The 23331-nt window shown below is 62.6% G+C and carries 24 protein-coding genes; 8 read left to right on the top strand and 16 right to left on the bottom strand.

Annotation, left to right across the window (positions count from 1 at the left end; translation table 11 throughout):
- Nucleotides 1-126: 126 nt before the first annotated feature.
- A complete protein-coding gene (locus NCS02_RS34385; RefSeq protein ID WP_034471109.1) occupies nt 127-1050 on the bottom strand; it encodes an NAD(P)/FAD-dependent oxidoreductase in 924 nt (307 codons plus the stop codon).
- Nucleotides 1051-1855: 805 nt separating this feature from the next.
- Here NCS02_RS34385 and NCS02_RS34380 point away from each other — a divergent pair.
- From NCS02_RS34380 to NCS02_RS34365, 4 genes are read left to right on the top strand one after another with little or no spacing between them, the layout of a single operon-like run.
- Nucleotides 1856-2065 carry a hypothetical protein gene (locus NCS02_RS34380; RefSeq protein ID WP_250520564.1) on the top strand — a complete coding sequence of 70 codons (210 nt, stop codon included), beginning with the start codon at nt 1856-1858 and terminating at the stop codon, nt 2063-2065.
- A 44-nt stretch (nt 2066-2109) separates the two neighbouring features.
- Nucleotides 2110-2694, top strand: coding sequence for a diguanylate cyclase (locus NCS02_RS34375; protein ID WP_250520563.1), 585 nt, complete (start codon nt 2110-2112; stop codon nt 2692-2694).
- Nucleotides 2695-2750: 56 nt separating this feature from the next.
- Nucleotides 2751-3305 carry a DUF3005 domain-containing protein gene (locus tag NCS02_RS34370; RefSeq protein WP_250523641.1) on the top strand — a complete coding sequence of 185 codons (555 nt, stop codon included), beginning with the start codon at nt 2751-2753 and terminating at the stop codon, nt 3303-3305.
- A gap of 27 nt (nt 3306-3332) precedes the next feature.
- Complete coding sequence (locus tag NCS02_RS34365) at nt 3333-3578, top strand: DUF3460 family protein (RefSeq protein WP_250437908.1); 246 nt, start codon at nt 3333-3335, stop codon at nt 3576-3578.
- Nucleotides 3579-3587: 9 nt separating this feature from the next.
- On the opposite strand, the gene NCS02_RS34360 is transcribed toward NCS02_RS34365, so the two are convergent.
- Both NCS02_RS34360 and NCS02_RS34355 read right to left on the bottom strand, forming a co-directional pair.
- A complete protein-coding gene (locus tag NCS02_RS34360; RefSeq protein ID WP_250442244.1) occupies nt 3588-4052 on the bottom strand; it encodes a DUF2269 family protein in 465 nt (154 codons plus the stop codon).
- Nucleotides 4049-5353: an SDR family oxidoreductase gene (locus NCS02_RS34355; protein WP_250520561.1), complete on the bottom strand. Its 1305-nt coding sequence runs from the start codon at nt 5351-5353 to the stop codon at nt 4049-4051. The genes NCS02_RS34360 and NCS02_RS34355 overlap by 4 nt, the downstream gene beginning before the upstream one ends.
- On the opposite strand from NCS02_RS34355, the gene NCS02_RS34350 reads away from it, so the two are divergent.
- A complete protein-coding gene (locus tag NCS02_RS34350; RefSeq protein WP_250523640.1) occupies nt 5352-5840 on the top strand; it encodes a hypothetical protein in 489 nt (162 codons plus the stop codon). The genes NCS02_RS34355 and NCS02_RS34350 overlap by 2 nt on opposite strands.
- Before the next feature lie 31 nt (nt 5841-5871).
- Nucleotides 5872-6039, top strand: a complete 168-nt coding sequence (locus tag NCS02_RS34345; RefSeq protein ID WP_502800922.1) for a zinc-binding dehydrogenase — start codon at nt 5872-5874, stop codon at nt 6037-6039.
- Here the strand turns inward: NCS02_RS34345 and NCS02_RS34340 are convergent.
- The 8 genes from NCS02_RS34340 to NCS02_RS34305 form a co-directional block, all read right to left on the bottom strand.
- Nucleotides 5972-6409 (bottom strand): pyridoxamine 5'-phosphate oxidase family protein, encoded by a 438-nt coding sequence (locus NCS02_RS34340; protein ID WP_250520559.1) that lies wholly within the window; start codon nt 6407-6409, stop codon nt 5972-5974. The two genes, NCS02_RS34345 and NCS02_RS34340, sit on opposite strands and share 68 nt — an antisense overlap.
- A gap of 123 nt (nt 6410-6532) precedes the next feature.
- Nucleotides 6533-7102 carry a YbhB/YbcL family Raf kinase inhibitor-like protein gene (locus NCS02_RS34335; RefSeq protein ID WP_008345576.1) on the bottom strand — a complete coding sequence of 190 codons (570 nt, stop codon included), beginning with the start codon at nt 7100-7102 and terminating at the stop codon, nt 6533-6535.
- A 107-nt stretch (nt 7103-7209) separates the two neighbouring features.
- Complete coding sequence (locus NCS02_RS34330) at nt 7210-8142, bottom strand: MBL fold metallo-hydrolase (RefSeq protein WP_008345578.1); 933 nt, start codon at nt 8140-8142, stop codon at nt 7210-7212.
- 265 nt (nt 8143-8407) lie between these two features.
- Entirely contained in the window at nt 8408-9400 is a 993-nt protein-coding gene (locus NCS02_RS34325; RefSeq protein WP_250523639.1) for an ABC transporter substrate-binding protein, read from the bottom strand.
- Between the two features lie 2 nt (nt 9401-9402).
- Nucleotides 9403-10596, bottom strand: a complete 1194-nt coding sequence (locus tag NCS02_RS34320; RefSeq protein WP_250523638.1) for a Gfo/Idh/MocA family protein — start codon at nt 10594-10596, stop codon at nt 9403-9405.
- A complete protein-coding gene (locus NCS02_RS34315) occupies nt 10596-11921 on the bottom strand; it encodes a Rieske 2Fe-2S domain-containing protein (RefSeq protein ID WP_250520557.1) in 1326 nt (441 codons plus the stop codon). Before NCS02_RS34315 ends, NCS02_RS34320 begins: the two co-directional genes overlap by 1 nt.
- 41 nt (nt 11922-11962) lie before the next feature.
- Complete coding sequence (locus NCS02_RS34310; RefSeq protein ID WP_250520556.1) at nt 11963-12925, bottom strand: PDR/VanB family oxidoreductase; 963 nt, start codon at nt 12923-12925, stop codon at nt 11963-11965.
- 185 nt (nt 12926-13110) lie between these two features.
- The gene (locus tag NCS02_RS34305; protein WP_008345585.1) at nt 13111-14463 is read right to left on the bottom strand and encodes an MFS transporter; all 1353 of its coding nucleotides are present in this window, start codon (nt 14461-14463) and stop codon (nt 13111-13113) included.
- Nucleotides 14464-14698: 235 nt separating this feature from the next.
- Between NCS02_RS34305 and NCS02_RS34300 the strand changes: the two genes are divergently transcribed.
- Nucleotides 14699-15286, top strand: coding sequence for a MarR family winged helix-turn-helix transcriptional regulator (locus NCS02_RS34300; protein WP_033535651.1), 588 nt, complete (start codon nt 14699-14701; stop codon nt 15284-15286).
- A 29-nt stretch (nt 15287-15315) separates the two neighbouring features.
- Here NCS02_RS34300 and NCS02_RS34295 read toward each other — a convergent pair whose 3' ends face one another.
- From NCS02_RS34295 to NCS02_RS34280, 4 genes are all read right to left on the bottom strand, one after another.
- Nucleotides 15316-15465 (bottom strand): hypothetical protein, encoded by a 150-nt coding sequence (locus NCS02_RS34295; RefSeq protein WP_250520555.1) that lies wholly within the window; start codon nt 15463-15465, stop codon nt 15316-15318.
- On the bottom strand, nt 15462-15770 hold the full coding sequence (locus NCS02_RS34290; RefSeq protein ID WP_008345590.1) for a hypothetical protein: 309 nt from the start codon (nt 15768-15770) through the stop codon (nt 15462-15464). Before NCS02_RS34290 ends, NCS02_RS34295 begins: the two co-directional genes overlap by 4 nt.
- A 500-nt stretch (nt 15771-16270) precedes the next feature.
- Nucleotides 16271-16714, bottom strand: a complete 444-nt coding sequence (locus NCS02_RS34285; protein ID WP_144403563.1) for a response regulator — start codon at nt 16712-16714, stop codon at nt 16271-16273.
- 207 nt (nt 16715-16921) lie between these two features.
- The gene (locus tag NCS02_RS34280; RefSeq protein WP_250520554.1) at nt 16922-18613 is read right to left on the bottom strand and encodes a methyl-accepting chemotaxis protein; all 1692 of its coding nucleotides are present in this window, start codon (nt 18611-18613) and stop codon (nt 16922-16924) included.
- A gap of 474 nt (nt 18614-19087) precedes the next feature.
- On the opposite strand from NCS02_RS34280, the gene NCS02_RS34275 reads away from it, so the two are divergent.
- Nucleotides 19088-19789, top strand: coding sequence for a TMEM175 family protein (locus NCS02_RS34275; RefSeq protein ID WP_008345595.1), 702 nt, complete (start codon nt 19088-19090; stop codon nt 19787-19789).
- A 112-nt stretch (nt 19790-19901) separates the two neighbouring features.
- Here NCS02_RS34275 and NCS02_RS34270 read toward each other — a convergent pair whose 3' ends face one another.
- On the bottom strand, nt 19902-23102 hold the full coding sequence (locus tag NCS02_RS34270) for a bifunctional diguanylate cyclase/phosphodiesterase (RefSeq protein ID WP_250520553.1): 3201 nt from the start codon (nt 23100-23102) through the stop codon (nt 19902-19904).
- Nucleotides 23103-23331 lie beyond the last annotated feature (229 nt).

The raw sequence follows: 23331 nt of genomic DNA, 5'->3' as shown, positions 1-23331 counted from the left end.
CGGCCCGGCCCGGCCAGACCATCTTTTCACAGATTCCCTCGCTCTGAGCCGCGACAGTGCGAAGCAAGATACGGCGCAGCTAGCCTACTCACGCCGATGCTGATGTCGCAGCGGCCTGCCGCCGCTTCAAAGCGGATTGCCTGGCAAGCTGCAATGGATAGCCGTCGCCGCGATCGCGGCTTCGCCGACTGCCACGCAGATCTGATTCAACGAATTGACTGCATCGCCCGCGGCAAATATGCCGGCCACGCTAGTGCGCTGCCGCTTATCCGCCACGATCATGCCGTCCTCATCCCGTTCGACGTTCAAGCCACTCAATAGCTCAGTTTCTTCGCGAGAGCCAAGCACAGGATAGACAATATCGAACCTCTGTCGCCGCCCATCCGGGCAGACAACGCTCAAGCGCCCGTCAGCGTTAGCCGAAGCTTCGAGCGCACCCAACGGCACCAATTCTATGGCGTTCTCTACGGCCGACGCGCGCTCCTCTTGCGTCAGCGCCGAAAGGTCGGGCGCGACGACAGCTACCTGCCTGCAAAACGTTCGGAAGAACAAAGCGTGCGACAGCGCTCGTGACGCGGAACCCAGCATCGCCGCCCGTTTGCCTTGCGCCTCGAAGCCATCGCATATCGCGCACAACCTGAGCAATCCTTTTTCGGTAAGCCGTTCGGCTCCGACGATCGGCGGTAGCCTATCGCGGATCCCGAACGCGAGCAGGACACGATGTGCCAGAGCGCTCTGCCTGTCAGCATCGCCGCTGCTCCTGTAGTCCACGACGAAGCCGGCGGACACCTGTCGTATCGCGACGACTCGGCCGGCGATTATCGGCACCGGGTAGCAATCGACCTGCCGACGCATCTTGACGATGAGTTCCTTGCCGCTGATGCCGCCTTCAAAACCAGCAAGGTTACGCACGATCGGGATCCGCGACGCTCTGCTCTGACCGGCATCGATAACCAGGGTCGAGCGCCTGAACCGGGCAAGATAGAGTGCAGCGGTCAACCCAGCCGGACCGCCGCCGATAACAACACAGTCAAAAGCCTGATCCATCATCGATTCCTTCTTGCACAACCGACATAGCCGAATCAACACGGTGCGCGGTTCACTAACAAGCCTTCGTGGCAGGGTTGAGCAATTCCGATTCCCAAAAGTCCCATGTTGGAACCCGACAATCAAAGTGATCGCGACAGTGCGTAAGGGTCGCAAGCACCCGCCCCGTCGAGCCACGCTGCCGATTCGACATGCCCGGAGTTAGCAAGCGGGTCTCGTGCGCGGCAGCCCAGGCAGCCGTCGACTTCGTCGAAAAGCGAATCTCGTCTTTCGTCTCAGTCTCAGGTCGAGGCACCGAAAGCGCGCTTCGTGGGAAGGACACCGACGTTCGCGCGGGCAGCGCCGCCGCCCGCTTGTGGGTGGGATGATCGCGACGCCAGATCAACCAGCAATCAGAACGGGTGCGCGGTTCGGTGGCCAAAGGCAACCCGCCGTCCGCCTGTCACAGCGTTCCGACCGACTGTGTTTCACACTGAACGGTGCACCGATGTTCGGACATTGTGTCGCGAGCCGGTCGGCCAACCGTCTGTGGATCGGTGGCCGTGCAACTTTCAGCACGCGTCTTGAATATAAGAGGCCGGGTTCACTTCTTGAAACAGCGGCAGGCTGACGCCGGTCGCCTTGTCATCCGCGAGCGCTCTGCTGCCCGGCAGACCCTCGGTGTTCGGATCGCGCGGTTTGTGGACGCCCGCGTTTGTACTTCCGCGTTGACGTTCCGCTTCCTCGCATTTCGTACATGCGCGCTGAGTTGTGACGCGCGGCAGTGCCCGTGACAATGAGCACGTACCTGTGGTGAAACCAGTCGAACATGCCGAAAGCCAACATCACTATTCGAACCATGACAGCGGAGTCGCTCCCCGAGCACGACCTGATAACCGCACTGATGCAGCGCCACGTCGCCGTTCTCGATGCCCGCGTCGCACCCGATGGCATCAACTTCGTTTGCGAGGCCGACGTCGGCGCGCTCAGGCGCTGCGCCGAGCATCTCGCGTCGCTTTCCTTCGTCGGCGGCGTCTAGCTTCAACTGTGTCAGGCCGCGGCATCGCCCGGCGGCAGCGGAACATGAATCCGGCGCTCGCGCAGCACTTCCTGCTCTACGGCGTGCTTCCGTTGTGGCTCGCCGCCGGCACCGCGGACGCGCTTTGTCACCGCTGGGCGAATCTTCCCGAGACTGCCGGCGTGCGCGAATCGCTGATGCATATCGCCCAGCTAACCGAAGGCGCCGGTGTCGTGCTGTGCGCGTTGTTCCTGCAAATCAACGCGTTCGCGATCGTTGCGATGGCCGCGCTCATCGTCGTCCACCATCTCACCGTGTATGCGGATCTGCGCTACGCATCCGCGACGCGCGTCATTACACCCGTCGAGCAAATGGTACATAGCGTTCTTGAGATGGCACCGATCGTCGGGCTAGCCATCATTTGTCTCGCCCATCCCGATGTCTTCGCCAGACTGTTCGATAACGCCGCTAGTTACACGCCCGCATGGCGCGATCCTCCGTTGTCCTCGACGACCGTCACAGCCGTGCTGATGCTCTGCGCGATATTCGGCGTCGTGCCGTACGCGATGGAACTCGCAGCGTCTATCCGCGCTTCGCGCAAGCGGCAACGGCGGAAGACGGATGCCGCCAGCGAGTCCGTCATGCGCTAGGCACGCGCCATGCGCAGACCGAGTCGTGCAGCGAGAAACGACGACTTGGAGCAAGCATGCAGAACGCCGAAGGCAACCCGACCCAGGCCCAGCAGAACGAGATGGCGGCAAAAAGCCCCGCCAAGACACCAGCGACAGGCACCGCATCGCCCGATGCCGCCACGCAGGCAGCGGAGTTCGGCCGCGACCGCAATGCTGGCTCGGCCGAGCCCGGGCAGCGCAATGACCCGTCGCCGCTGCCCGACATCGACCATGCTTCGATCGCGCGGGATTCCGGCGATCCGGTGCAGCGGGCGAACAGCCGCATCGTCGGCGTGGATTCGCAAGGCATGGGCTCGACGGACGATACCGTGGACGCGGACGCGAAGTCGATCGAGGCGCGCCGCGATCTGTCGGGCTGGCACGACAACGTCATCACATCGAACGCGACGCTCGAAAACAACGTGCCGGCGCCGGCCGCAGGACTGGGCGGCATCGATAGCCGCGTGACGGGCAATCTCCCTTCCATCTTGCCGAAGCCGAGCTATCGGGTCGTCGTTACGGAAACGGTGTACGCCGAGGAGCGCAACGGTTCACGCGCATCGCACGTGTTCAGGCTGGAGCGCGAATAGCCCGGGCCGCACCCCGAGGAGCAAGCGATGAGTTTCTTGCAGCGTCTCTTTCATCGGCGCGAGCACGCCGTCAAGACCGATCTCTATGTGTCGGACTTCGAGCAGTTTCTGAATCGGCTCAAGCACGATCATCCCGAACTGGATCGCGAACAGATGCTCGGACGCGCGCTGCTGTGGGACAAGCTTCCACAGTTTCCGAACTCCGGCGATGTCGCCGGGAAGGAAGGCGAGCTGAGACAACCTTCGTATGTTTATTACAGCCGGACGGATTGAACCGCGTGCCTAGAGCGTCTTCGTGACCATCAGCCAGAAGATGCAGACGAACGCGACGAACGCCATCACGCCGAGCGCGATCCATGCGGACATGAGGCGCCAGTAGCGCCTCGACAGCCCGGCGTCGGATACGGCGCAGGCTTGCGCCTCGGCGGCGAGGCGCATCTGCAGCCACACGACGGGCAGCCAGCACGCGATCGCGAAAACGTAGAGGCCGATCGACCAGGCGAGCCAGGGACTCGAAACGGGAAAGCCCGTGAGCCGCATCATCAGATAGCCGGTGAGCGGCTGAACGATGGCGGTCGGCGTCGTGAAAAGCCAGTCGGCCAGCACCACGAGCCGCGACACGCGCGCGACGGTCCGTGCATCGCGTCCGATGCTCGCGGCGAGCAGATAGAACGCGGAGCCGATTCCGGTGCCGAACAGGATCGTCGACGAGATCACATGGATCCACTTGATCGTCAGATAAGTCACGTCGAGCCCTTTCCATCAATGTTCATCAGCAGCAAGAGTGCGGCGATCATCGGCAGATTCTTCGACAGCGGGCCATACGGATGCAGCCAGAACTCCGGCAAGCGCCAGGTAATCAGCACCGAATAGACGACGATCAACCCGATCTGCGCCCACCAGAGACGGCGTCGCGGTCCGAGCCGCGCGGGCCACGCGAAGCACAGCACGCCCAATAGCAGGTCCAGCAGCGCGGCCGAATACAGCAGGAAGAGGCGCGTGCCTTCGGGCGCGCCGACTCGCGCCAGCAAGTCGAGGCTCGCCGCTCGCGGATAAAGCCAGGCGGACACGATCGCGGTCCATATCCACACCGCGCCGATGGCGCCCGCCAGCAGCGGCGCGAGCCACGCGAGCTTCGCACGCAGGCCAAGCGTGGCGCGTTTCGACGGCTCATCGCCGAGCGATCGGGGCGGCCTGCCGAGCCATCGCTGCATGCCATCCGCCGATGCCGCGTTGCCCCGTTCCAGCATCGCGAGTGCATCGGGGCTCATCAGCGCGCCGGGCAAGCGCGCGCATAACGCGGCGGCCGTCTTGACGAGCGGCATCGGCACCGGCATGAACAAGGGCGCACCGGCGGAGCAAAGCCGATTCAGCAGACGCAAGTATTCCTTCATCGTCACAGGTCTCGGACCGACAGCCGCCACCGTCTCGCTCGCGGGGGCTGCGCTTGCGCGCGTCAACGCGCCGCGCGTCACGAGTTCGACCACATCGTCCACATGAACCGGCTGCACGACCTGCGCGCCCGACCCCGGCAGCGGCACGACCGGCAACGTCGACCACGCGGCGAAGAACTGCGTGCTGCGTCCGTCTTCGGCGAACACGAGCGAAGGCTGCACGATCAACGACGAGATGGGCAACGCGCGCAACGCGTCGTCGGCGGCTTTCTTGGAGCGGTGATAAGGCGTCTGTGCGCCCCCATCCGCGCCAAGCGCCGATATCTGCACGATGCGGCCGACTCCCGCCATCACGGCCGCCTGGAACAGCGCGATCGGCGAACGCGTATGGATGCGCGAGAAGTCGTGTCCGGTCCGGTCCTCGAAGATGCCGGCGGCATTGATGACCACATCGACGCCTTCGAGCAGCGGCATCACGCTTGCTGGGTCGAGTTCATCGCTCAAATCGAGCGCCACGAAACGGCAGCCTCTCACGGCGCCTTCGCCGCCAGGCGCATGGCGCGCGGCGCACCTCACCGCGTGTCCTTGCGCAACCAGCGCCGCCGCGATGCGCGAGCCGAGGAGCCCCGTGGCGCCTGTCAGAAAAATGACCATGACTGAAGACATCGACCCTGTGACGGATATCCTGATTCCCGGCTCCGTTGCCGGACTGTTATCGACGGCGGCCCTTGCGATCTGTGGGCGTCTGCACGGCAAACGCGCAAGCGCGCCGATCAGCGCCGTCAGCCACTGGTTATGGCCGCAAGAAGCAAACCAGACCGCGCGGCCGGAATGGCGCCATCTGCTTGCCGGTCTCGCCATTCACCAGTCGATGTCGATCGGCTGGGCCGCCTGCAATGCGCTGGCTGTCGCGGCCGCGCGCACATCGCCGAGACTGCGCGGCGGTGCCGCGCCGACTCACGGACAACGCGTCGCACTCGCCGCAGCGACGACGCTTGCCGCAGCGGCCGGCGATTATATCGTCGTCCCCAAGCGCTTCACGCCCGGCTTCGAATATCACCTGCCCGCGGCGCACATCGCCGCTGTCTATTTGGCGTTCGGCGCGGGACTGGTTGTGCCCTTTATGTCGAAGCGCCGCTGAATGCGCAGCCTCGCTCGCTGCAATCCGCGTCGTGGACTCGACGTATCCGCTCGCGCGTGCAACCGACGCGCATCGGCGGATGGAATCGTCGACGAATGTCGGCAAGATCATTCTGTCAGCGGCTACGGCAATCAGTCAGGCGAGATCTCGCCATCCTCCTCGCCCATCCAGTAGTGAATGCGCTCGGCGCGAACCTTGATGAGTACGATCCCCGGCGTTTCGAAGCCTTTCGAGAACCATTTCTCGATGTCTTCGTTCCAGTGATCCTTCATCGCCGGTTTCTCGCGAATGAGCTCCGCGCGGCCCTCGACGGCCACGAAAAGCGGCGGCGCGCCGTCCGGGTTCGCGCTGCTCGTGAAAGTCAGCGCCACGGTCGCATCGGCCTTGATCTCCTGCACCGTATGCGTTTCTTCGAGCGTGAAGAAGTAGCTGTCGCCGTCGTATTCGACATCGCGGTTATTGCTCATCGGCCGCGCGGCGATCTTGCCGTTCAGCGAGCGCGTCGAAAGCATCGCGAAGTCGATCTCCGCCATCTTGGTTGCGAGATCGTGCAAAGTCAGTTGGCTCATGGTGCTCTCCGTGGGTTGATCGCGTATCTTCCGCAACCCGCGTGCCGGTTCGCATCGGAGAGCCGCCGGATGGACCAAGCGTGTACAGCCGGACCGGTGATCACTATCGCCTTGCAGGTCTGCTCAGTCCGCCGAACGGTGATAGCGCGCCACGTAGCGCGCCTGGCCGATGACTTTCCCATGCATCTGATAGGCGACAAGCGCGGGACTTGAATCCGCTTTGACATCGAGGCTCGAAACGGTCAAAGCCGAAGCCGTCACGATGTATCGATGCGCTTTGCCCGGCGGCGGGCACGGTCCGCCATACGCCGAAGCACCGAAATCGGTCAGCGTCTCGATTGCACCTATCGGCAGCACTCGGGCATTGCCCGACGCGCCTTTTTCAATCGATGTTTGCGACGGCGGAATGTTTGCCACTTGCCAGTGCGTCCAGCCCAAACCGCCGGTGGGTGCATCCGGGTCGTAGATGGTGATGACGATGCTCTTCGTGCCGGCCGGAACATGCGACCACGAAATGCGCGGAGAGACGTTTTCGCCATGACAGCCGAATTGACCGTACACCTGTTCATTTTCGAACCGACCGCGATTCAGCCCATCGACCTTGACAGTGAAGGAATCTGCAACCGCAATGGCGGGTACTGTTGCAAGCAAAGCCGTGCAGCACACGGCTGGCAGGAGACCGTTGAGTTCCATATCGTGTCCGTTGTATAGAACCAGTAGAAGAAGGCCGCTCACTGACTATCATTGCCAGTGACGCGGATGTCCTCGAATCCAACTCGCAATGCGCCGCGAAGTATCGATCAATAGTCCCACTGCACCGGCACGAAGCGGTAACGCTCACCGCTCTTTGCAACATGACCGATCGACGGAAACGCGACGTGCGCAGCAGCGAGCAGCGTGCCGGTGTCAGCGGCGTCGTCGAGCAGCGCAATACGCACGTCCACACAGGCTTCGGGATCATGTTCGAAGCCATTCTGCCAATCGGGGTTGTCGAAGTTGACTTCGAAAATGGCGTCGCCGACGAACGTCAGCTTCTCCCCGTTCGATGCGACATCCACGACGCAGTGCCCCGGCGTGTGGCCACCCGTCACCCGCGCCGACACGCCCTGTGCGACTTCAACTGTCTGATCGAACTGCACGATGTTCTCGCTGTAGCGTTTGGCGAACTTCGCAGCAGCCTCGCGGAGCGCCGGAGGAACCGCTTCGGGCATCACCGTCTTGCTGAAGTCCGGATTCTTCCAGAACGCGATTTCAGCGGCGGACACATGAATGCGCACGTCGGGACGCAGCTTCGCCTTGACGCCATCGACATTCAGCCCGCCGACGTGATCCATGTGCATATGCGTAATCACGATATCGGTGATGGCAGCCAGGTCGATACCGGCCGATTCCAGGCGCATTACCGACTGACCGGCGCGCGAGAAGTATTCGAACCCATCGCCTACGCCCGAGTCGATCAGGATCAGGCGTTCGCCGCTGCGCACGAGCGCGATATTCAACGCCCAGTCGAACGTGTCCCGTTGCAGGAAACGGCCATCGAACCATTCGTTGCGATCGGCTTCGCTCACGTTCGTGGACATGGTGGAGGTCGGCAGCGGCAGCACGCCGTCGCTGATCAGCACGACATCGATATCGCCTATGCGAACTGCGTATCGGGAAGACACGAGCTCGCCCGATCCTTCTTTGCCGAGCTTGGCGATAACGGGCTGCACATTGCGGGTTGTCTGGCTCATCTTCGATAGTCCTGGAAATTTGATGGCGTGAGCGCGCGTTGCGCTTCCTTTCGCTCGCGTTCGACCGAGCGTGTGACGGATTGTAGGAAGCGGTAGCGAAGGCCAGTAGGGTCGCGAGTGCGTACACCGTGTTGCCTGAGTGGCGACAATGGACGGTCGCGCGACGGCCGTCATCCGGTGAGTCCAGACTGAACGGAAGATGCCGGAACCGGCATGTGAGGCGCTATCGAAGATGTGAGGCCGCGTTGCCGCGGCCATGTCACGCTCAGATCTTGAAGTTTTCCAGCGTCGCGGGATGAAAGAGTTTCTCGGGCTGCAGCAGCCGGCTGGACAAGCCTTCCTGATGATGCCGCTCAAGGAACCGCGACAACACGTGCCGGTTCGGCTCGAAGCCATACGACCAGAAATCGTGGCCCATGAGACGCCGCGCATTGCGCAGCTGTTCTTCGACGAACGGCAGCGTCACCTTGGTCGCGGACGTATCGCTGAGTCTGGCGAGCGCCAGCGCCTTGCTCTTCTCGAACGCCTTCGCCACCGCGCCGGGCAGCCACGGATGCTGCTCGGCGAGCGTGCGCCGCACGCCCAGCAGATGCATGATCGGGAACAGTTTCGTGCGCGTGTACCAGTCGGCGGCAGCCTTTTGCGGATCGTCGAAAAGGTATTTGACGTTCGGATGCCCGTTCGCGAAGCACGACGGCGCGCGCGGGCCGATGAGCGCATCGATCTCGCCGGATGCGAGCATGCCCGAGATCGTCTGGTTCTCCGGTGCGTTTTCGAGCCTCACGTCGCCGGGCAGCTTGAGACTGATCTTTTCGAGCCGGCCGGCTTCCTCATAGCCGCCGCGAACCCACGTGACGTCCGACGGCTTCAGACCGTGATCTTCCTCGAGAAAGAGCCGCGCCCACACGTTCGCCGTCAGCTGATATTCCGGCACGCCGATGCGCTTGCCCTTCAAGTCGGCAGGCGATTCGATGCCGCGATCGTTGCGCACATAGATCGACGTATGCCGGAACGCGCGCGACGGAAAAATCGGCACGCCGATATACGGGCTCGTGCCCGCCGCCGTCTTCACGCTATAGCTCGACAGCGACAGTTCGCAGATATCGTAGTCGGCGTGGCGAAACGCGCGAAAGAAGATCTCTTCCGGATCCTGCAGCATGAAAGTCGGATCGACGCCGTCGATCTGCACTTCGCCATCGACCAGCGGCCGCATGCGATCGTAGTTCCCCACCGCGACCGACAGATTGAGCTTGCCCATATTCAACTTTCCTTTGTGATTGACGTTTCGCCGCCGATGAGCACGTCGCGCTGTTCGGCGCTCGAACGCAGCATCGCGAGGCAGATCTCCAGCGTGCCGCGCGCCCAGACGCCATCGTGCAGCGGAGCGGTCTCGCCGTGCACGGCGGCCATGAGTTCGTCGATGACTTCCGCGCGCGGCACCTCGGGCGGCTCGAGCTCGATGCGCTCGCGCCGTTCGTCTCCATACACGACGATGCTATCGGGCATCGGCCGGAGATCGCCGCGCTCGCACGACACGATCAGCGGCCCGAAGTGCTGATGCCTGCGGGTATCGGCTGTCTTGGCGGCGGGCGCATAGGCGTTGCCGCCGTACGTGCCCGCAGCCTTGAGACGCGCCTCTTCTTCGCGCGACGCCACTTTCGCGAGCTTGCGCCGCGCGGCGCCATACTCGTCGGCGTTGCGCGTCTGACCCATTTCGCCGATCCAGCCGGTCCACTCGTCGGAATCGAAATGTCCATAGCCGTTGTAGGCAAGCGTCGCGAATGCGCCGTTCTCGAACCAGAGCGTCGCGGTGTACGCGCCTTCGGTCGGACGCGCCGTATCCCAGTTGCCGACGGCGGCGCGGATGCGCGTAGCACGGCTTCCCGCAAGCATCCGCACGATATCCACCTGATGCGCCGCCTGACTGAAAACCGCGCCGCCGCCCTCTTCCGTTTTCAGTTCCTCCGGACGGCGCGGCCGGTAGAGATAGTCGGTGTAGTTAAGCGCCTGGATCATCTTCACGTCGCCGAACGCGCCCGATGCGATCAACTCGCGCGTTCGCAGATACGGCGTGTCGAAGCTATGGCAGTGACCGACGATGAGATGCACGTTCGCCTCGCGACATGCGGCGATCATGTCGTCGCACTCGGCGAGCGACAGCGCCATCGGCTTCTCGACGAGCACATGCTTGCCGTGCGCCGCCGCGATTCGCGTATGCGCCGCATGAAACTGATGCGGACTCGCGATGTAAAGCGCATCGATATCGGCGCGGCGCGCGAGCGCTTCGATGTCGTCGAAAGCGGGCGCGTCGAAATCCGCTTCGAACTGCGCGCGCGCCGTCTCGCGCGGATCGCACGCCCCGGCGAGTCGCACGCGCGCGTCGCCGAGAAAGGTCGGCAGCATCAGCGAAAAGGCGCGGCCGAGGCCGACGATGCCGAGTCTGATCGTGGTCATCAGACCTGAACCTGATAGTTCGATTCGAGTTCCGGCGCTTCCTTGTCGACGGACTCCATCCAGACCGGATGCGCCGCGTATTGCTTCCAGTCGGTGTCCTTCGGCACCATCGCCTGGAACGAGCACACGCTGCGTGGAATGGCCTTCTCGCCGGTCCCGATGGCCGCCTCGCCGGACTTGAACGCCTCGAGCGCATCGAGCATGCGGCGGCGGAACTCGACCACGGCGACATCGCTCGCGCCGAGGCGCTCTTCGGTGCGATCCGCGATCGCGCCCATCGTCACCCACATGGCGATGTCCTGATTCGGGAAGCCCTTGATGCCGGTGAAGTTGCCGGCCTTCATGGCTTCGCGATCCTGCCAGAAACGGTTGTCGTGATTGCGCAGCGGCCGATAGTACTCGTCGAGATCGATGCCGACCTGCTGCCCCAGGAACTTGCGCCACGTCTCGGTTTCCGGCGTCTTGTCCGGATGGCCCCACGCCATGAAATAGAACGCCGTGCTGTGGTCGTCGCAGGGCACGTTGATGTTCGCGACGTTGTAGAGGTTGTTCGGCGGGATCAGCGCGGTTGCCGGCGCGACGAACACGGTCGAGCGCACGTAGTCATGCGTAGCCGCGTTCTGTATCGGGCGGCGCAGCGCGGCATAGCGAAAGCCGTATTCGGTGCGATGCACCTGGAGGCGCGGCGCCTTGTCCGTCGATGGACGCAGCCAGTTCTTCGAGGTCGCTTCCGCGCCGCCCACACGCGCCGGCACGAAGTCCGACGAGTGCAGACTGGAGCTGTGCGCCGAATCGATCGCGCCTTCGAGAATCTGCGCCCAGTTGCACGGCAGGACCGCCTTGGCGATGCTCACGCGCGTGTCTTCGGTCGGCGCCCATGCCGGCGGCACGAACTCGGGAATGGCGTCCTGCGGGCCCATGTAAGCCCATACGAAGCCGCCCCACTCTTTCGTTTCATAGGCCTTGTGCTTGACCTTCTTCGTCATGTCACTGCACGAAGGCTCCGAGACCATCTCGATCACATTGCCCTTCACGTCCATCTTCCAGCCGTGATAGAGACAGCGCAGACCGCAATCTTCGTTGCGTCCATAGACGAGCGACACCCGGCGATGCGGACAGTACTCGTCCATCACGCCGACATTGCCGTCGGTATCGCGGAAGACGACGAGATCCTCGCCGAACAGACGCGCCTTCACCGGCGCCCCGTCAGGTTCGCTGACTTCTTCGATGAGACACACCGGCGTCCAGTGACGGCGCATCAACTGACCCATCGGCGCATCGCCTTCGACGCGGCACAGCAATTCATTTTCTTCATGCGTGAGCATTTACGCTTCTCCTGACCAACCTATGCAGTGGGGAATGTTCTTCAGAGATCCAGCACCAGTTCTTCGCTCTTCGCACGCGATACGCAGATCATGATCTGATCGCGCTTCTCGTCCTCGCCGAGCACCATGTCGCGATGATCCGCTTCGCCCGCGCACAGCGTCGTGCGGCACGATCCGCAAGTGCCGCTTTCGCACGAGCTCGGCGCGCGGATGCCGTTGTCCCGCAAGATTTCGAGAATCGAGCGGTCCTTCGGAATCTCGAAAGAGCGGCCCGAGCGTTCCAGCTTCACGCTGAAAGGCGCGTTGTCGGCTGCGCGCGACTGATCCACGCCGAAGCTCTCGAAGTGCACGCTGCCGGTCGGCCAGTGCCCGGTCATGTCGCGCACGCCGTCCATCAACGCGCGCGGGCCGCAGCAATACACATGAGCGCCGCTCGCGGGCTTCTCGAACACGGGCCAGAAATCGAACGCTTGCGCGAGGTCGCCGTGGTCGTGATGAATGACCACATGCGGCTTCCATTCCGGGCCCGACAGTTCGTCGATGAAAGCGGTGGTCTCAGGGCTGCGCGAGACGTAGATGAGCTTGAAACGCGGGCCGTCGATGGCCTTCAGATAACGCATCATCGAGAGAATCGGCGTGATGCCGATGCCGCCCGCAACGAATACGAAACTGCGCGCGCGCTCGTTGAGCACGAATTCGTTGCGCGGCTCCGAGACGTCGATGCGATCGCCTTGCGCGAGGTCGTCCGCCATGCTGACCGAGCCGCCGCGACCCGCCGCGTCGCGCTTCACGGCGATCACATAGCGGTCGGTCTCGGCCGGATCGTTGCAGAGCGAATAGCTGCGATTCGCGCCGTTCGGCACGCGCACCGTCAGATGCGCGCCGGCCGTGAACGCAGGCAGCTCGCCGCCTGCGCCGTCACGCAACTCGAAACGGAAGATGCCTGCCGCCACCTGATCCTTCTTCGTCACCACGAGCGTCCTGAATGACAGTTCGTCGTTCATTGCACCGGCTCCCCTGCTTGTCGCCTCATTCGATCGAGCCTTCCCAGCGTCGATCACCATGACGTTTATATTAGATATCTAATCATTTATCGGCAAGCGGGTTTTCCCTGAAGCGCGTCACCTCGTTACAAGAAAAAACGGCGCCTTCATGACGAAGGCGCCGCCGCTGCTGCGAGAATCGATGCTTACGAATGCTTTTCCGCGTGCTCGCGCAGCGTGTTGGCCGGCACGCCGATCAGCACGGCGAGTCCGCCCAGCATGACGATGGCCGCGATCGCCGATAGCCCGATGGCCAGACTGCCCGTCATCGTCTTGATCCAGCCGAGCGCGATGGGTCCGCAGAACGCGCCGACTTGCCCCAGGCAACTGATCGCGCCGATGCCCGCGGCGGCGGCGTCATCGGAGAGATAGGCCGGCGGAATCGACCAGATGATCGCGGCCGCGCCGAAGTACGAAATGGAGATCATGCCCAGGCAGACGATGGCCGCTGTCGTATTGCCGGCCAGCACGGGCAGCAGGAAGCCGCCCAGCGCGCCCACCGCCGTACACAGGAAGAAATGCCAGCGGCGTTCCAGCGTCACGTCGGAACTGCGCGCGACCGCGAACATGCCGAGCGCGCCGATGATGTACGGCAGCGCGGACAGCAAACCGACGTTCAGCACGTCCGACACGCCCGCCTGACGGATGATGGTCGGCGTCCAGTAGTTGAGGATCGTGCCGCACAAAGGCACCGTGCCCCAGCCCGCCGCGAGGATATACACGCGCGGATCCTTGAGCGCCGCCAGCAACTGATGACGCGTATGTTTGGCGGGCTTTTTCTCGGCGCGGTCGGCGGCGAGCGCATCGAGGATGATCTTCTTCTGTTCCTCGTCGAGCCAGCGCGCGTCTTGCGGGCGATCGACGAGATAGAAGAACGCGACGATGCCCATCAGCAGCGCAGGCAGGCCTTCGAGAAAGAAGAGCCACTGCCAGTTCTTGTAGCCGAGCACGTCGACGAAGTTATGCAGGATCCAGCCCGAGAGCGGCCCGCCGATGATGCCCGCCGCGGCAATCGCCAGCAGGAAGCGCGATGTGATCCGCGCGCGCCGCGCGCCCGGATACCAGTACGTCAGATAGAGAATGATGCCGGGCCAGAACCCGGCCTCCGCCGCGCCGAGCAGGATGCGCGCGATATAAAACTGCGCCGGCGTGGTCATGAAGGCCATCGCGGTCGAGATGCCGCCCCACAGGATCATGATGCGGGAAATCGTGAGGCGTGCGCCGATCTTCTTGAGCCACAGCGTGCTCGGCACTTCCAGCAGGATATAGCCGATGAAGAACAGACTCACGCCGAGACCGTAAGCGGCGTCGGACAAACCGAGATCCTGCTTCAGATGCAGTTGCGCGAAGCTGACGTTCACGCGATCCAGATAATTGAGCACCCAGCAGACGAAGATGAACGACATCAGCCGCCAGGTGACCTTGTGATACGTGGCCTCTACGCGCGCTGCCGCCGCGTCCGATTCCGATATGAATTGCGTGACTGTGGATTTGGCCACAAAGCGTCTCCGATTCCCATGCTCATGAGGACGATGCCCTGGCGCAGAAAGATGCCTCCCGCGACCCGGACACACCTTATTTTTATTCGATATCTAATCATTATGGTAAGGAGACCGGCGCGCGCGGACAAGTTCGGGTTTGCACGGAGTTCTGCGCGCTTTGCAACGGATGCGGGCGCGACGGCTGCGCGGCTATGATGTCGGGAAGACCAACTGCATTCGGGAACGAACCGCCATGACACGAAAGAAGGCTGTGGAGGGCGCGCCCCGCGAGACCGCGGAGATGCTGCGCCATTGGCACGAATCGGTGCCCAACGATCGCCTCGCGCACCTTGTAAAGGACGCCACGCGCTCGATGGTGCGCGCATTGCAGATGCGGCTCGCCGAGCACTCGGTGTCGTTCGGGCACTGGACTTTCCTGCGCATTCTGTGGGAGAAAGACGGCCTGACGCAGCGCGAATTGAGCGAACAGGCCGGCGTGATGGCGCCGACGACCTTCGCCGCCGTCACTGCGATGGAGAAGCTGGGACTCGTCGAGCGTCAGCAGCGGCCGGACAACAAGAAGAACACGCATGTGTTCCTCACCGCCGAAGGGCGCGCATTGAAAGACCAACTGGTTCCGCTTGCCGAGGAAGTTAACGAGATCAGCGTGACGGGTTTGACTGACCGCGAAATCAAGACAGCGCGCAAGGTGCTGCTCACGATCATCGAAAATCTCGCGGATGATGAGTCGGGCTCGACCAATCCCATGCGACGCGTCTTATCGACGCGCGAACTGGGCAAGCTGATCGCCGAGCGCGGCGAGAGTTTTGAAGACGCGTGATGCGCCATAGCGCCTCCGCGCCGATCGCGTCATGCGACGTCGAACGGATCGATTGGGCGGTCATCCATCACGATTTCCGCATCGAGTTTTGGGTGCTGATCGAGAAGCGCGCCTGGTGCGGGAATGACGTGCAAAGGGCGTTTCGGGCGCTTGCTAATGGCCGGTCCCTTGCCGGTCACGATGGATTCGGCGGCGTCCGAGTGTTGCCGTCATCAGCCTCCGTCAAAGGCAAATCCTGTTTCGGTTCAGCGGGCTTCGTGTCGGGTTGCTTCGTCTTGTCGGTATCGACAACGTCAGTGCCGGGTTCGTTCTGCGGAATGGTCATGATCGGCTCCAATCGGTACGTGAATGTGAGCGCCTCGAGGCGCCCAACATCGACTGCAGCACGAAGAATGCCAAACGGCCGGAACACCGTTTGCTGTTCTTGAGAAATCAAGACAACGATGGAGCCGATCATGTGCGCCGCACGAACGGAAAACAGCAAGCCGCCTCAGAATCCGATCGATTTCGACGGGCTCACCGATCTCGGTCCGGCACAGCCCAAGAACCCGCCCCACCGCGCTAACGAAGACGCTGAATTACGCGATCCTCCAAGTCCGGCCGGCGTGCCGTCCACTGGCGCGAATGAAGGACAACGTTGACGGCCGGCTCACGGAGGCTGGTCATGGTCCATCGTCGAATGCAAACGGCGGGCGCACCTGCTCGGGTGGGCGCACGCGATGCAGGTTCAGCGCGACATCCGCGGCATCGGCACGGCCCTCACGCGCGCACCGAGGCGGATGGTGAGTCCCAGCGACGGCCAGCCAGACGCATCGCGTAGTCGATTAAACGCGAGTCAGCATCCGGCCACCGGTCGCGCTCCATGCTCAGCGCCCTGCCGTCTACGCCGCCGTTCATGTAGAAACTACGCTCGAGCGCTTCTCGCAGACGCCGAAAAAATCCTCTTGTGTCGCTTGCGAGCGACCAAGCAGAGCGCTCGCGCCATCATAGGGTTCTCTCGAAGATCGCGCCGAATCCGGATGTGTCCTTACCTGTCGGCGCGGCGCTGGCTAAAGGCGGCGCAATTTGAGCCAGCTTGTCTGCGAGCGCGGCTTCTGAAAACGGCTTCACGATATAGCCGCTCGCACCGGCGTTGATCGCGGCGAGCACGTTCTCGCGCCGCTTTTCGGCGGTCACCATCAATACCGGCAGTTCGGCCAGATCGGACTTGCGGATCTCCTGCAGGAGAGTCAGCCCGTCCATATTGGGCATGTTCCAATCAGTTATGACGAGATCGAACTGTTGCGTGCGCAACTTTTCGAGCGCTGACACTCCGTCCTCTGCTTCGTCGATGGTCGTATAACCGATCGCTCTCAGCATTTTCCGGATCAGATTGCGCATGGTGGCCATGTCATCGACCACCAACAAACGCGTGTGAGCATTTACCACCCTTTCCTTCTCCTTCATTCAAAGAAGCGCTCGCAAGTATTGGCTATCGCCCCTGCAAGATGCTTCGCACTATTGATTCACTACAACGGCCGCCTTTCGAGACGACGGTGTTGAGCGAGCCCAAGGACGTCCGATCGAGACAACGCGTCGAATTCGACGCAAGCCTTCGCCGCCGACTCAGGCCAAGGCATCGGCCGCCCGCCACGCTCAGAACGTCGACCAGTCGCCGTCAGCCGCCGCCGCGACTGCAACCGGCTTCTGCCCGCTCGAAGGCTTCGGCACGCGCGGCGTCGTCCCGCTTTTTTCGGCGAGTGCGGATCGCGGCGTCTGAGGAGCGCGATGACTGATTGGCTTGACGGCGAGCGTCTGACCGGTGCGAAACACGCCTACGGCGGCGGTCAGTTGCTTCGCCTGATCCTCCATCGAACCTGCCGCGGCCGCTGCCTCTTCAACGAGCGCGGCGTTCTGCTGCGTCACCTCGTCCATCTGCGAGATAGCTTGATTCACTTGCTCGATGCCACGGCTTTGCTCGTTGGATGCGGACGCGATCTCGCCCATGATGTCGGTGACTCGCTGGATCGCCGTGCCCACGCGCTTCATCGTCTCGCCTGCCTGTGCGACGAGTACGGTCCCTTCTTGGACTCTTCCGCCTGACGTTTCGATGAGATCCTTGATCTCCCTGGCGGCCGTCGATGACCGCTGCGCAAGGTTGCGCACTTCGCTCGCAACGACGGCAAAGCCGCGGCCCTGCTCGCCGGCGCGTGCTGCTTCGACTGCAGCGTTGAGCGCCAGGATGTTGGTCTGGAATGCGATGCCTTCGATAATCCCGATGATTTCGGCGATCTTTTCGGAGCTCTGCTCGATGCCATCCATCGTCTGAATCACCTGACCGATGATGGCGCTTCCCTCGTTGGCGACCGCATTCGCGTTGTCCGCCAGTCCGCTCGCTTGCTGGGCGTTCTCCGAGTTTTGCTTAACCGTCGCCGTCAGTTCCTCCATGCTCGCGGCAGTTTCTTGCAGCGATGCCGCTTGCTGCTCTGTGCGACTCGAGAGGTCGGTATTGCCAGCCGCAATTTGAACAGCGCCCGATGATACGGATTCCGAACTTGTGCGGATCGTGATAACCATGTCTTGCAGACCACGGCGCATGCTTTCGACTGCCGCGAGAAGGCTGCGGTCATCACCGTCCTTCAAGGGCGTTGGCGAACCGAGGTCTCCGCCTGCAATCTCCCGAACAACGCGCGCGGCAAACTCTGGTTCCCCGCCGAGGGCTCCGGTGACGCTGCGTATGATTTTCCACGCCAACGCAGCAATGACCAAGAGCGCTACACCTATCAAGCCGGCAGTCTGAAGCGTCGTATGCAGGATGGTGGCGCTGATATCGTCGGTGAAGAATCCGGTGCCGATCCACCAGCCCCAAGGCTTGAACTCGACAATGCCGTTCATCTTGCCTGTCATGACGCCGGTCGATGGGTGGGCGGTGACCACCATCGCTACGGGGATGTGCTCCTTGGCGAGCATCTCGCGATAGAACTCCGTGTCTGGCCGTCCGTCCGGCGCCTTGCCCAGCAGGATTTTGCCGATGTTCTCCTGTTTGCGATGAACGAGCGAGGTCCCATCCGGAAGGCGGGCCCAGAAGTAACTCTGATCGGAATGATTCATCCTGTTCAAAGCGGTCTTCGTTGCGGACTGCGCTTGCTCCGTAGTCATCGCACCGGCAACTTCCTGATTGTGATAATACTCAGCGAGGTGCTCGGCCATTTTCAACAGGTTGACTATCTCCGCCTGTTTCGCATCGAGCATTGCGCGTCGCTCGCTATAGACGCTGTATCCTCCGACTACGAGCAAAGCGATAAGCGCTGTGACGGCTAACAGTGTCAGCCGAGTAGAAACTTTCATTGCAGATTCCGTGTGCATGGTTGTGGTCGCGGCAATTCGCGGCGTCCTCCCTGCTAACGGCACTAACCGCAAGCACTTGAGTCGAGGATTGCGGCGGACATCCGGTTTTCGTCTGGCCGACCGCGGGACGCGCTGCGGACACGCTGCCGCGGTACGCGAGCGTTCCCCCGTCGGACGTGTTCAAAGTTCGACTTGACCCCTTTCAAGCCAAACTACGTCTGGTCGGCCGGTATCGTGATGCCCAACCCCCGCTTGCGAACGCGTGGGCGGCACACCGAATGCTTCGAGTCTTTCCGCCGCGACGCCGTCGTAGCGGGGCCGCGTCAGACGGGTTCGGCGCTCGAGTCAGCCTTGCGAACGCGCAAGTCGTCCGGGCCGTGCTTCGTCGGCTGCCAATGAAGGCGGCACGCAAAGGAAAGGCGTTGCCGTTTTTCGGCCGGTGACTCTGATCTTGTCGAGCGCGAAAGGACTCAGATGATGCTACGTAACAGGCGTAAATCTGCCGACACGGAAACGCATGGTGCCGAGCGCGGACTCGACCGCTTCGAGGGATTCAGCGACGCGGTGTTCGCGATCGCGCTGACCCTGCTGATCGTCGAGATCAAGGTTCCCGGATCTCCCGAGGGCACGCATGACTACAGCGACCTGGCAAGCGCCATGGCGGAGCAGTGGCGCGAATATCTCGCGCTCGTTCTCTGCTATGTCGTGATCGGAGCCTACTGGCTGCAACACCATTATTCGGGTCGCATTTATGCAAAGAGCGATCACTGGTTCGGCGTAATCAACCTCCTGTTCCTGCTGGCGATCGTCGTCATTCCTTATCCGATCCGCGTGTGGTGCTTTCACCTCGGCACGGGCTTCGAGCCCGTCGCATCAGTAACCCTCGTTGCCGGTCTTGCCCTGACCGCCTGCACCTGGATGGCGAAGTGGTTCTATGCAATGCCAGGCCGCCGGCTGATGGACGAACGGCTCGCGCCGGATTTCCTCCAGCAGATGACGCGCCGCTACGGCGCTGCGACGCTGGTTCAGATCGCTGCAGTTCCCGTCGCGATCGCGGCGTGCCGCATCGGCGTGGCCATTGCACTGCTGTCCATCGCCTTCTTTCTGCTGCCACAGCCCACGCCGCGCTACAACCCCAGAGAGGAGCCGAGCGAGGCTGAGAAATTAGGCAAGTAAAGGGGGCGCGCTGTCTCGAGCGGGATCGGCCAAATTCGGCCGGTTGCTCAATCCCGCTCGTCATTCCAGCAGAGTTCGACGGCTGCACGGGCGCCGGCCTCGATGCTTCGCCTCAAGCCGGCGAAGCATCGAGCGCCTCGTCCTGCCGCGCCCTGTTCCACAGCACCAATTCCTCGGCTGGGATCGCCGGTGCGAACAGGAAACCCTGCAACTCATCGCAGCCGATCTTGCGCAACACTTGCGCTTGATGGCCGGTTTCCACCCCTTCGGCCACCACGCGCAAACCAAGCTCATGCCCGAGATCGACGATCGCCTTGACGATGGCAAGATCGGCAGATGCGTCGAGCATGTCTCGCACGAACGCGCGGTCGATCTTCAGACGGTCGAGCGGAAACCGGTTCAGATAGCTGAGACTCGAGTAGCCGGTGCCGAAGTCGTCGAGCGAGAGCTTGACGCCTAGCCCGCGAATGGCGTGAATGGCTTGCGCGTAGTGTTCGGCGCCATCCATGAGAACCGTCTCGGTGATTTCGAGTTCCAGGCAATGCGGCGGCACGCCATGCGCGAGCAGACTCGTGCCAAGCGCCGCAACGAGCTCCGGCTCGCGTAGCTGGAGCGCCGAAATGTTGACGGACGCGCGTATTTCGAGGCCCTCTTCGTCGCGCCAGGCGGCAAGCTGCCGGCACGCTTCCTCGATCACCCACGCGCCAATGGCAACGATGAGGCGCGTGTCCTCCGCCACCGGGATAAACACAGCCGGACCGATTTCACCCAGTACCGCGCTCTTCCAGCGCAGCAGTCCTTCGACGCTCGCGAGCGCACCGGACCGCGCTTCGAGGCACGGCTGCCACTCGAGCCGCAACTCGCCGAACTCGATAGCCGTGCGCAAACACGTTTCCAGCGTGAGCCGATGCCTCGCCTGTTCGGCCATGTCGGCCGAGAAAAACTTGACCTGATTTCGTCCGGCAGACTTGGCCTGATACATCGCGGCGTCGGCGTTCTGCATCAACGTATCGATGTCTTCGCCATCATCCGGGTACAGTGCGACGCCGATGCTGCTCGCAACCTGCAGTGTCAGCCCGCTCACTTCATGCGCTTCGCGAAGCAGCGGGAGCAGCCGCTGTTCGATGCTGCGCGCCACTTCGCTCGCGTGACCGACTCCGTTGAGCAGCACCGTGAACTCGTCTCCGCCCAGGCGGCTCACGGTGTCGTGGGTGCCGACCGCATTGAGCAGGCGTCGCGACACGGACCGCAACAGGCCATCACCGATGTGATGTCCGAGCGAATCGTTGATGTTCTTGAAGCGGTCCAGATCGATGAACAGCACCGCGACGCGCTGCCGCGTTCGCTGCGCTGCTGCGATGGCAACGCCGAGTTTCGCGGCAAAGAGTGCACGGTTGGGCAGTTCGGTGAGCACGTCATGCTGCGCGAGAAACTGAATGCGCGCTTCGCTCTTCTTGCGGTCCGTGATGTCGATCAGCGTGCAGATGTAATGCGATACGGTGCCGCGCTTGTCGTGTACCGCGCTGATCATGAGCCACGCCGGATAATCACCGCCCTCGCGGCGGCTTATTTGCGCTTCGCCGTGCCAGGTGCTGCTGCGCCCGACGCGTTGCAAGAGGTTACCCAGCGGACCGTTTTCGTCTTCCTGCGCCTGCGTGTCGATGAAGGCCGGCGGCTTGCCCGCCACGTCGTCCATCCGATAACCGGTTGCGCGAAAGAACGAAGGATTCGCAGTGAGCAGACGCGCCTCGGCGTTCAGGATGACGATCGCCTCGGACGATGCCTCGAACACCTTGCCCCACAGTTCCAGCCGCTGCTCCATGAGCTTGATCTGATTGATCGGCGTGAAGGCGGTGAGAATGGCGTCGCGTCCCTGGAAGTCGAGACGGCGCGCCGACAGCATCGCCCAGCTCGGCTGCGAGGTCGCTTTCCAGTGAACTTCGAATTCGTCGATGGCTTCGCGGTCGGAAAGTTGCTGAAAGAAGCGCGCGCGGGTCGCGGAGTCGAGACCCTGAGCCCACGGGTCGGTGCTGCTCCCATTGAGCCAGAAGAGTCCAGGCGCATTGGCGTGCAATACCTCGTGGCCGGGAATGGCGGTGACGACCATCGGCACGGGCGTGGCTTCCACGAGCGCTGATTGCGCGGCCGACGCGCGGGCGGTCGCCGCCAATTCCTTCTGCACGACGCGTTCGCGATCCAGTTGCGCAAGCATTTCGTTGAAGCCGCGCACGAGTTGGCCGATCTCGTCCTGACTGTCCCAGTCGGCGCGCTTCGTGTGATCGCCGGTGCGGCGCACCACATCCATCACGCGCGCGAGTTTGCGTAGCGGCGACGAAATCTGCTGCGCGACGCAATAAACCAGTGTCAGGATGGCGCAGAGCAGGAAAAGCGCCGTGCCCAAATGCAGCCACATGCGCGAAAACAGGGCTTGCACGCGTGCATGCAGCAGGCCGTCTAGCTGCTCGCCGGTATCGCGCCAGAGGCCGTCTACGCTTTGAACGAGCGCTTGCTGCGCGCTGTCGACGATCATCAGCACAGTTGCATCCGGCGCCACGTTGTCGTCCACCACCACGCGCGCCGCATGCCTGAATGCCTCGACGGCAATGCGCATTCGATCGAACGACGGGCTGAGTGTGCGCTCGAATTGACGATTGGCCGCCCCCGCCTCGGCGTAGTCCGACCGCAAACCTTGCATGACCCCGTCGAGTTGCCCTTCGAGGACCAGATAGCGCGAACGCACTTCCTCTCGCGAGCGGGCGTGAGCGCCGTCGTGCAGATGGCGCCCGATGCTGTTCACCGCGGTCAGCAGCGCGGGATAGCGCAAGATCGAGAGCGACATCGCGTAGTAGCTGTCGAGATCCGGGTCGAGAATCAGGTTCGACTGATTACCGATGCGCGTTATCAGATCGCGGGAGGCCGTCAGCGCCTGGTCCGTCGACGCGATCCCGACCTCGCGTTCGTGCGCCATCGTCTGCAGAGCGGTCCGCAGCGCGTTGCTGGGCTCCGCGCTTCCCATCTGCGCGCCGTATTGCTGCTCGGCACGAACGAGCCTGTCGATCTCGGCATCGAGTTGCGCCGCCGTCGGCGGTTTGCCCGCGCCCGCCATCGCGATGGACGTGATGCCATGTTCGACCTCGTGAACATACGCGTTGCCGACAATCTCCTTGTTCGAAAAATCGATCGCCAGATACTTTTCGTGAATCAGAATCCCGCTGATGTAGATCACCGCGCTGAGATCGAGCAGGTAGATGAGCAGCAACTTGTGCCCCACGCGCAAACGCGCGAGCAGCTTGAAGAAAGGATTCCGTTTCATGGGCGAGACGTTTGGAAACGTGCAAGAAGAGTCATGCAGGCGGGCGTTCACCGGGCAGCGAATGGCCGCCGGCGATCGTGTTCGCCCACCTATCTATTACGCCTCTTACGGCTCGCCAAAATTAACCTTTAATTAAAGTCTTAGTGCGCCGCTTTAGCCCCGAAGAAGTGCATGGCCATGCACGCGTTTAGTGCCGGAAAAGTCACGCTCAGCGCATCATCCCGCGTGG

It is taken from the genome of Caballeronia sp. NCF2, assembly GCF_023631205.1.
In the GTDB taxonomy this organism is placed as follows: Bacteria; Pseudomonadota; Gammaproteobacteria; order Burkholderiales; family Burkholderiaceae; genus Caballeronia; species Caballeronia zhejiangensis.
This window is presented reverse-complemented; position numbering and strand designations above follow the sequence as displayed.

Coding starts and splice junctions, on each gene's coding strand:
- NCS02_RS34385 (WP_034471109.1), bottom strand. CDS start 1,050: ATGATGGATCAGGCTTTTGACTGTGTTGTTATCGGCGGCGGTCCGGCT.
- NCS02_RS34380 (WP_250520564.1), top strand. CDS start 1,856: ATGCCGAAAGCCAACATCACTATTCGAACCATGACAGCGGAGTCGCTC.
- NCS02_RS34375 (WP_250520563.1), top strand. CDS start 2,110: ATGAATCCGGCGCTCGCGCAGCACTTCCTGCTCTACGGCGTGCTTCCG.
- NCS02_RS34370 (WP_250523641.1), top strand. CDS start 2,751: ATGCAGAACGCCGAAGGCAACCCGACCCAGGCCCAGCAGAACGAGATG.
- NCS02_RS34365 (WP_250437908.1), top strand. CDS start 3,333: ATGAGTTTCTTGCAGCGTCTCTTTCATCGGCGCGAGCACGCCGTCAAG.
- NCS02_RS34350 (WP_250523640.1), top strand. CDS start 5,352: ATGACTGAAGACATCGACCCTGTGACGGATATCCTGATTCCCGGCTCC.
- NCS02_RS34355 (WP_250520561.1), bottom strand. CDS start 5,353: ATGGTCATTTTTCTGACAGGCGCCACGGGGCTCCTCGGCTCGCGCATC.
- NCS02_RS34340 (WP_250520559.1), bottom strand. CDS start 6,409: ATGAGCCAACTGACTTTGCACGATCTCGCAACCAAGATGGCGGAGATC.
- NCS02_RS34335 (WP_008345576.1), bottom strand. CDS start 7,102: ATGGAACTCAACGGTCTCCTGCCAGCCGTGTGCTGCACGGCTTTGCTT.
- NCS02_RS34330 (WP_008345578.1), bottom strand. CDS start 8,142: ATGAGCCAGACAACCCGCAATGTGCAGCCCGTTATCGCCAAGCTCGGC.
- NCS02_RS34325 (WP_250523639.1), bottom strand. CDS start 9,400: ATGGGCAAGCTCAATCTGTCGGTCGCGGTGGGGAACTACGATCGCATG.
- NCS02_RS34320 (WP_250523638.1), bottom strand. CDS start 10,596: ATGACCACGATCAGACTCGGCATCGTCGGCCTCGGCCGCGCCTTTTCG.
- NCS02_RS34315 (WP_250520557.1), bottom strand. CDS start 11,921: ATGCTCACGCATGAAGAAAATGAATTGCTGTGCCGCGTCGAAGGCGAT.
- NCS02_RS34310 (WP_250520556.1), bottom strand. CDS start 12,925: ATGAACGACGAACTGTCATTCAGGACGCTCGTGGTGACGAAGAAGGAT.
- NCS02_RS34300 (WP_033535651.1), top strand. CDS start 14,699: ATGACACGAAAGAAGGCTGTGGAGGGCGCGCCCCGCGAGACCGCGGAG.
- NCS02_RS34280 (WP_250520554.1), bottom strand. CDS start 18,613: ATGAAAGTTTCTACTCGGCTGACACTGTTAGCCGTCACAGCGCTTATC.
- NCS02_RS34275 (WP_008345595.1), top strand. CDS start 19,088: ATGATGCTACGTAACAGGCGTAAATCTGCCGACACGGAAACGCATGGT.
- NCS02_RS34270 (WP_250520553.1), bottom strand. CDS start 23,102: ATGAAACGGAATCCTTTCTTCAAGCTGCTCGCGCGTTTGCGCGTGGGG.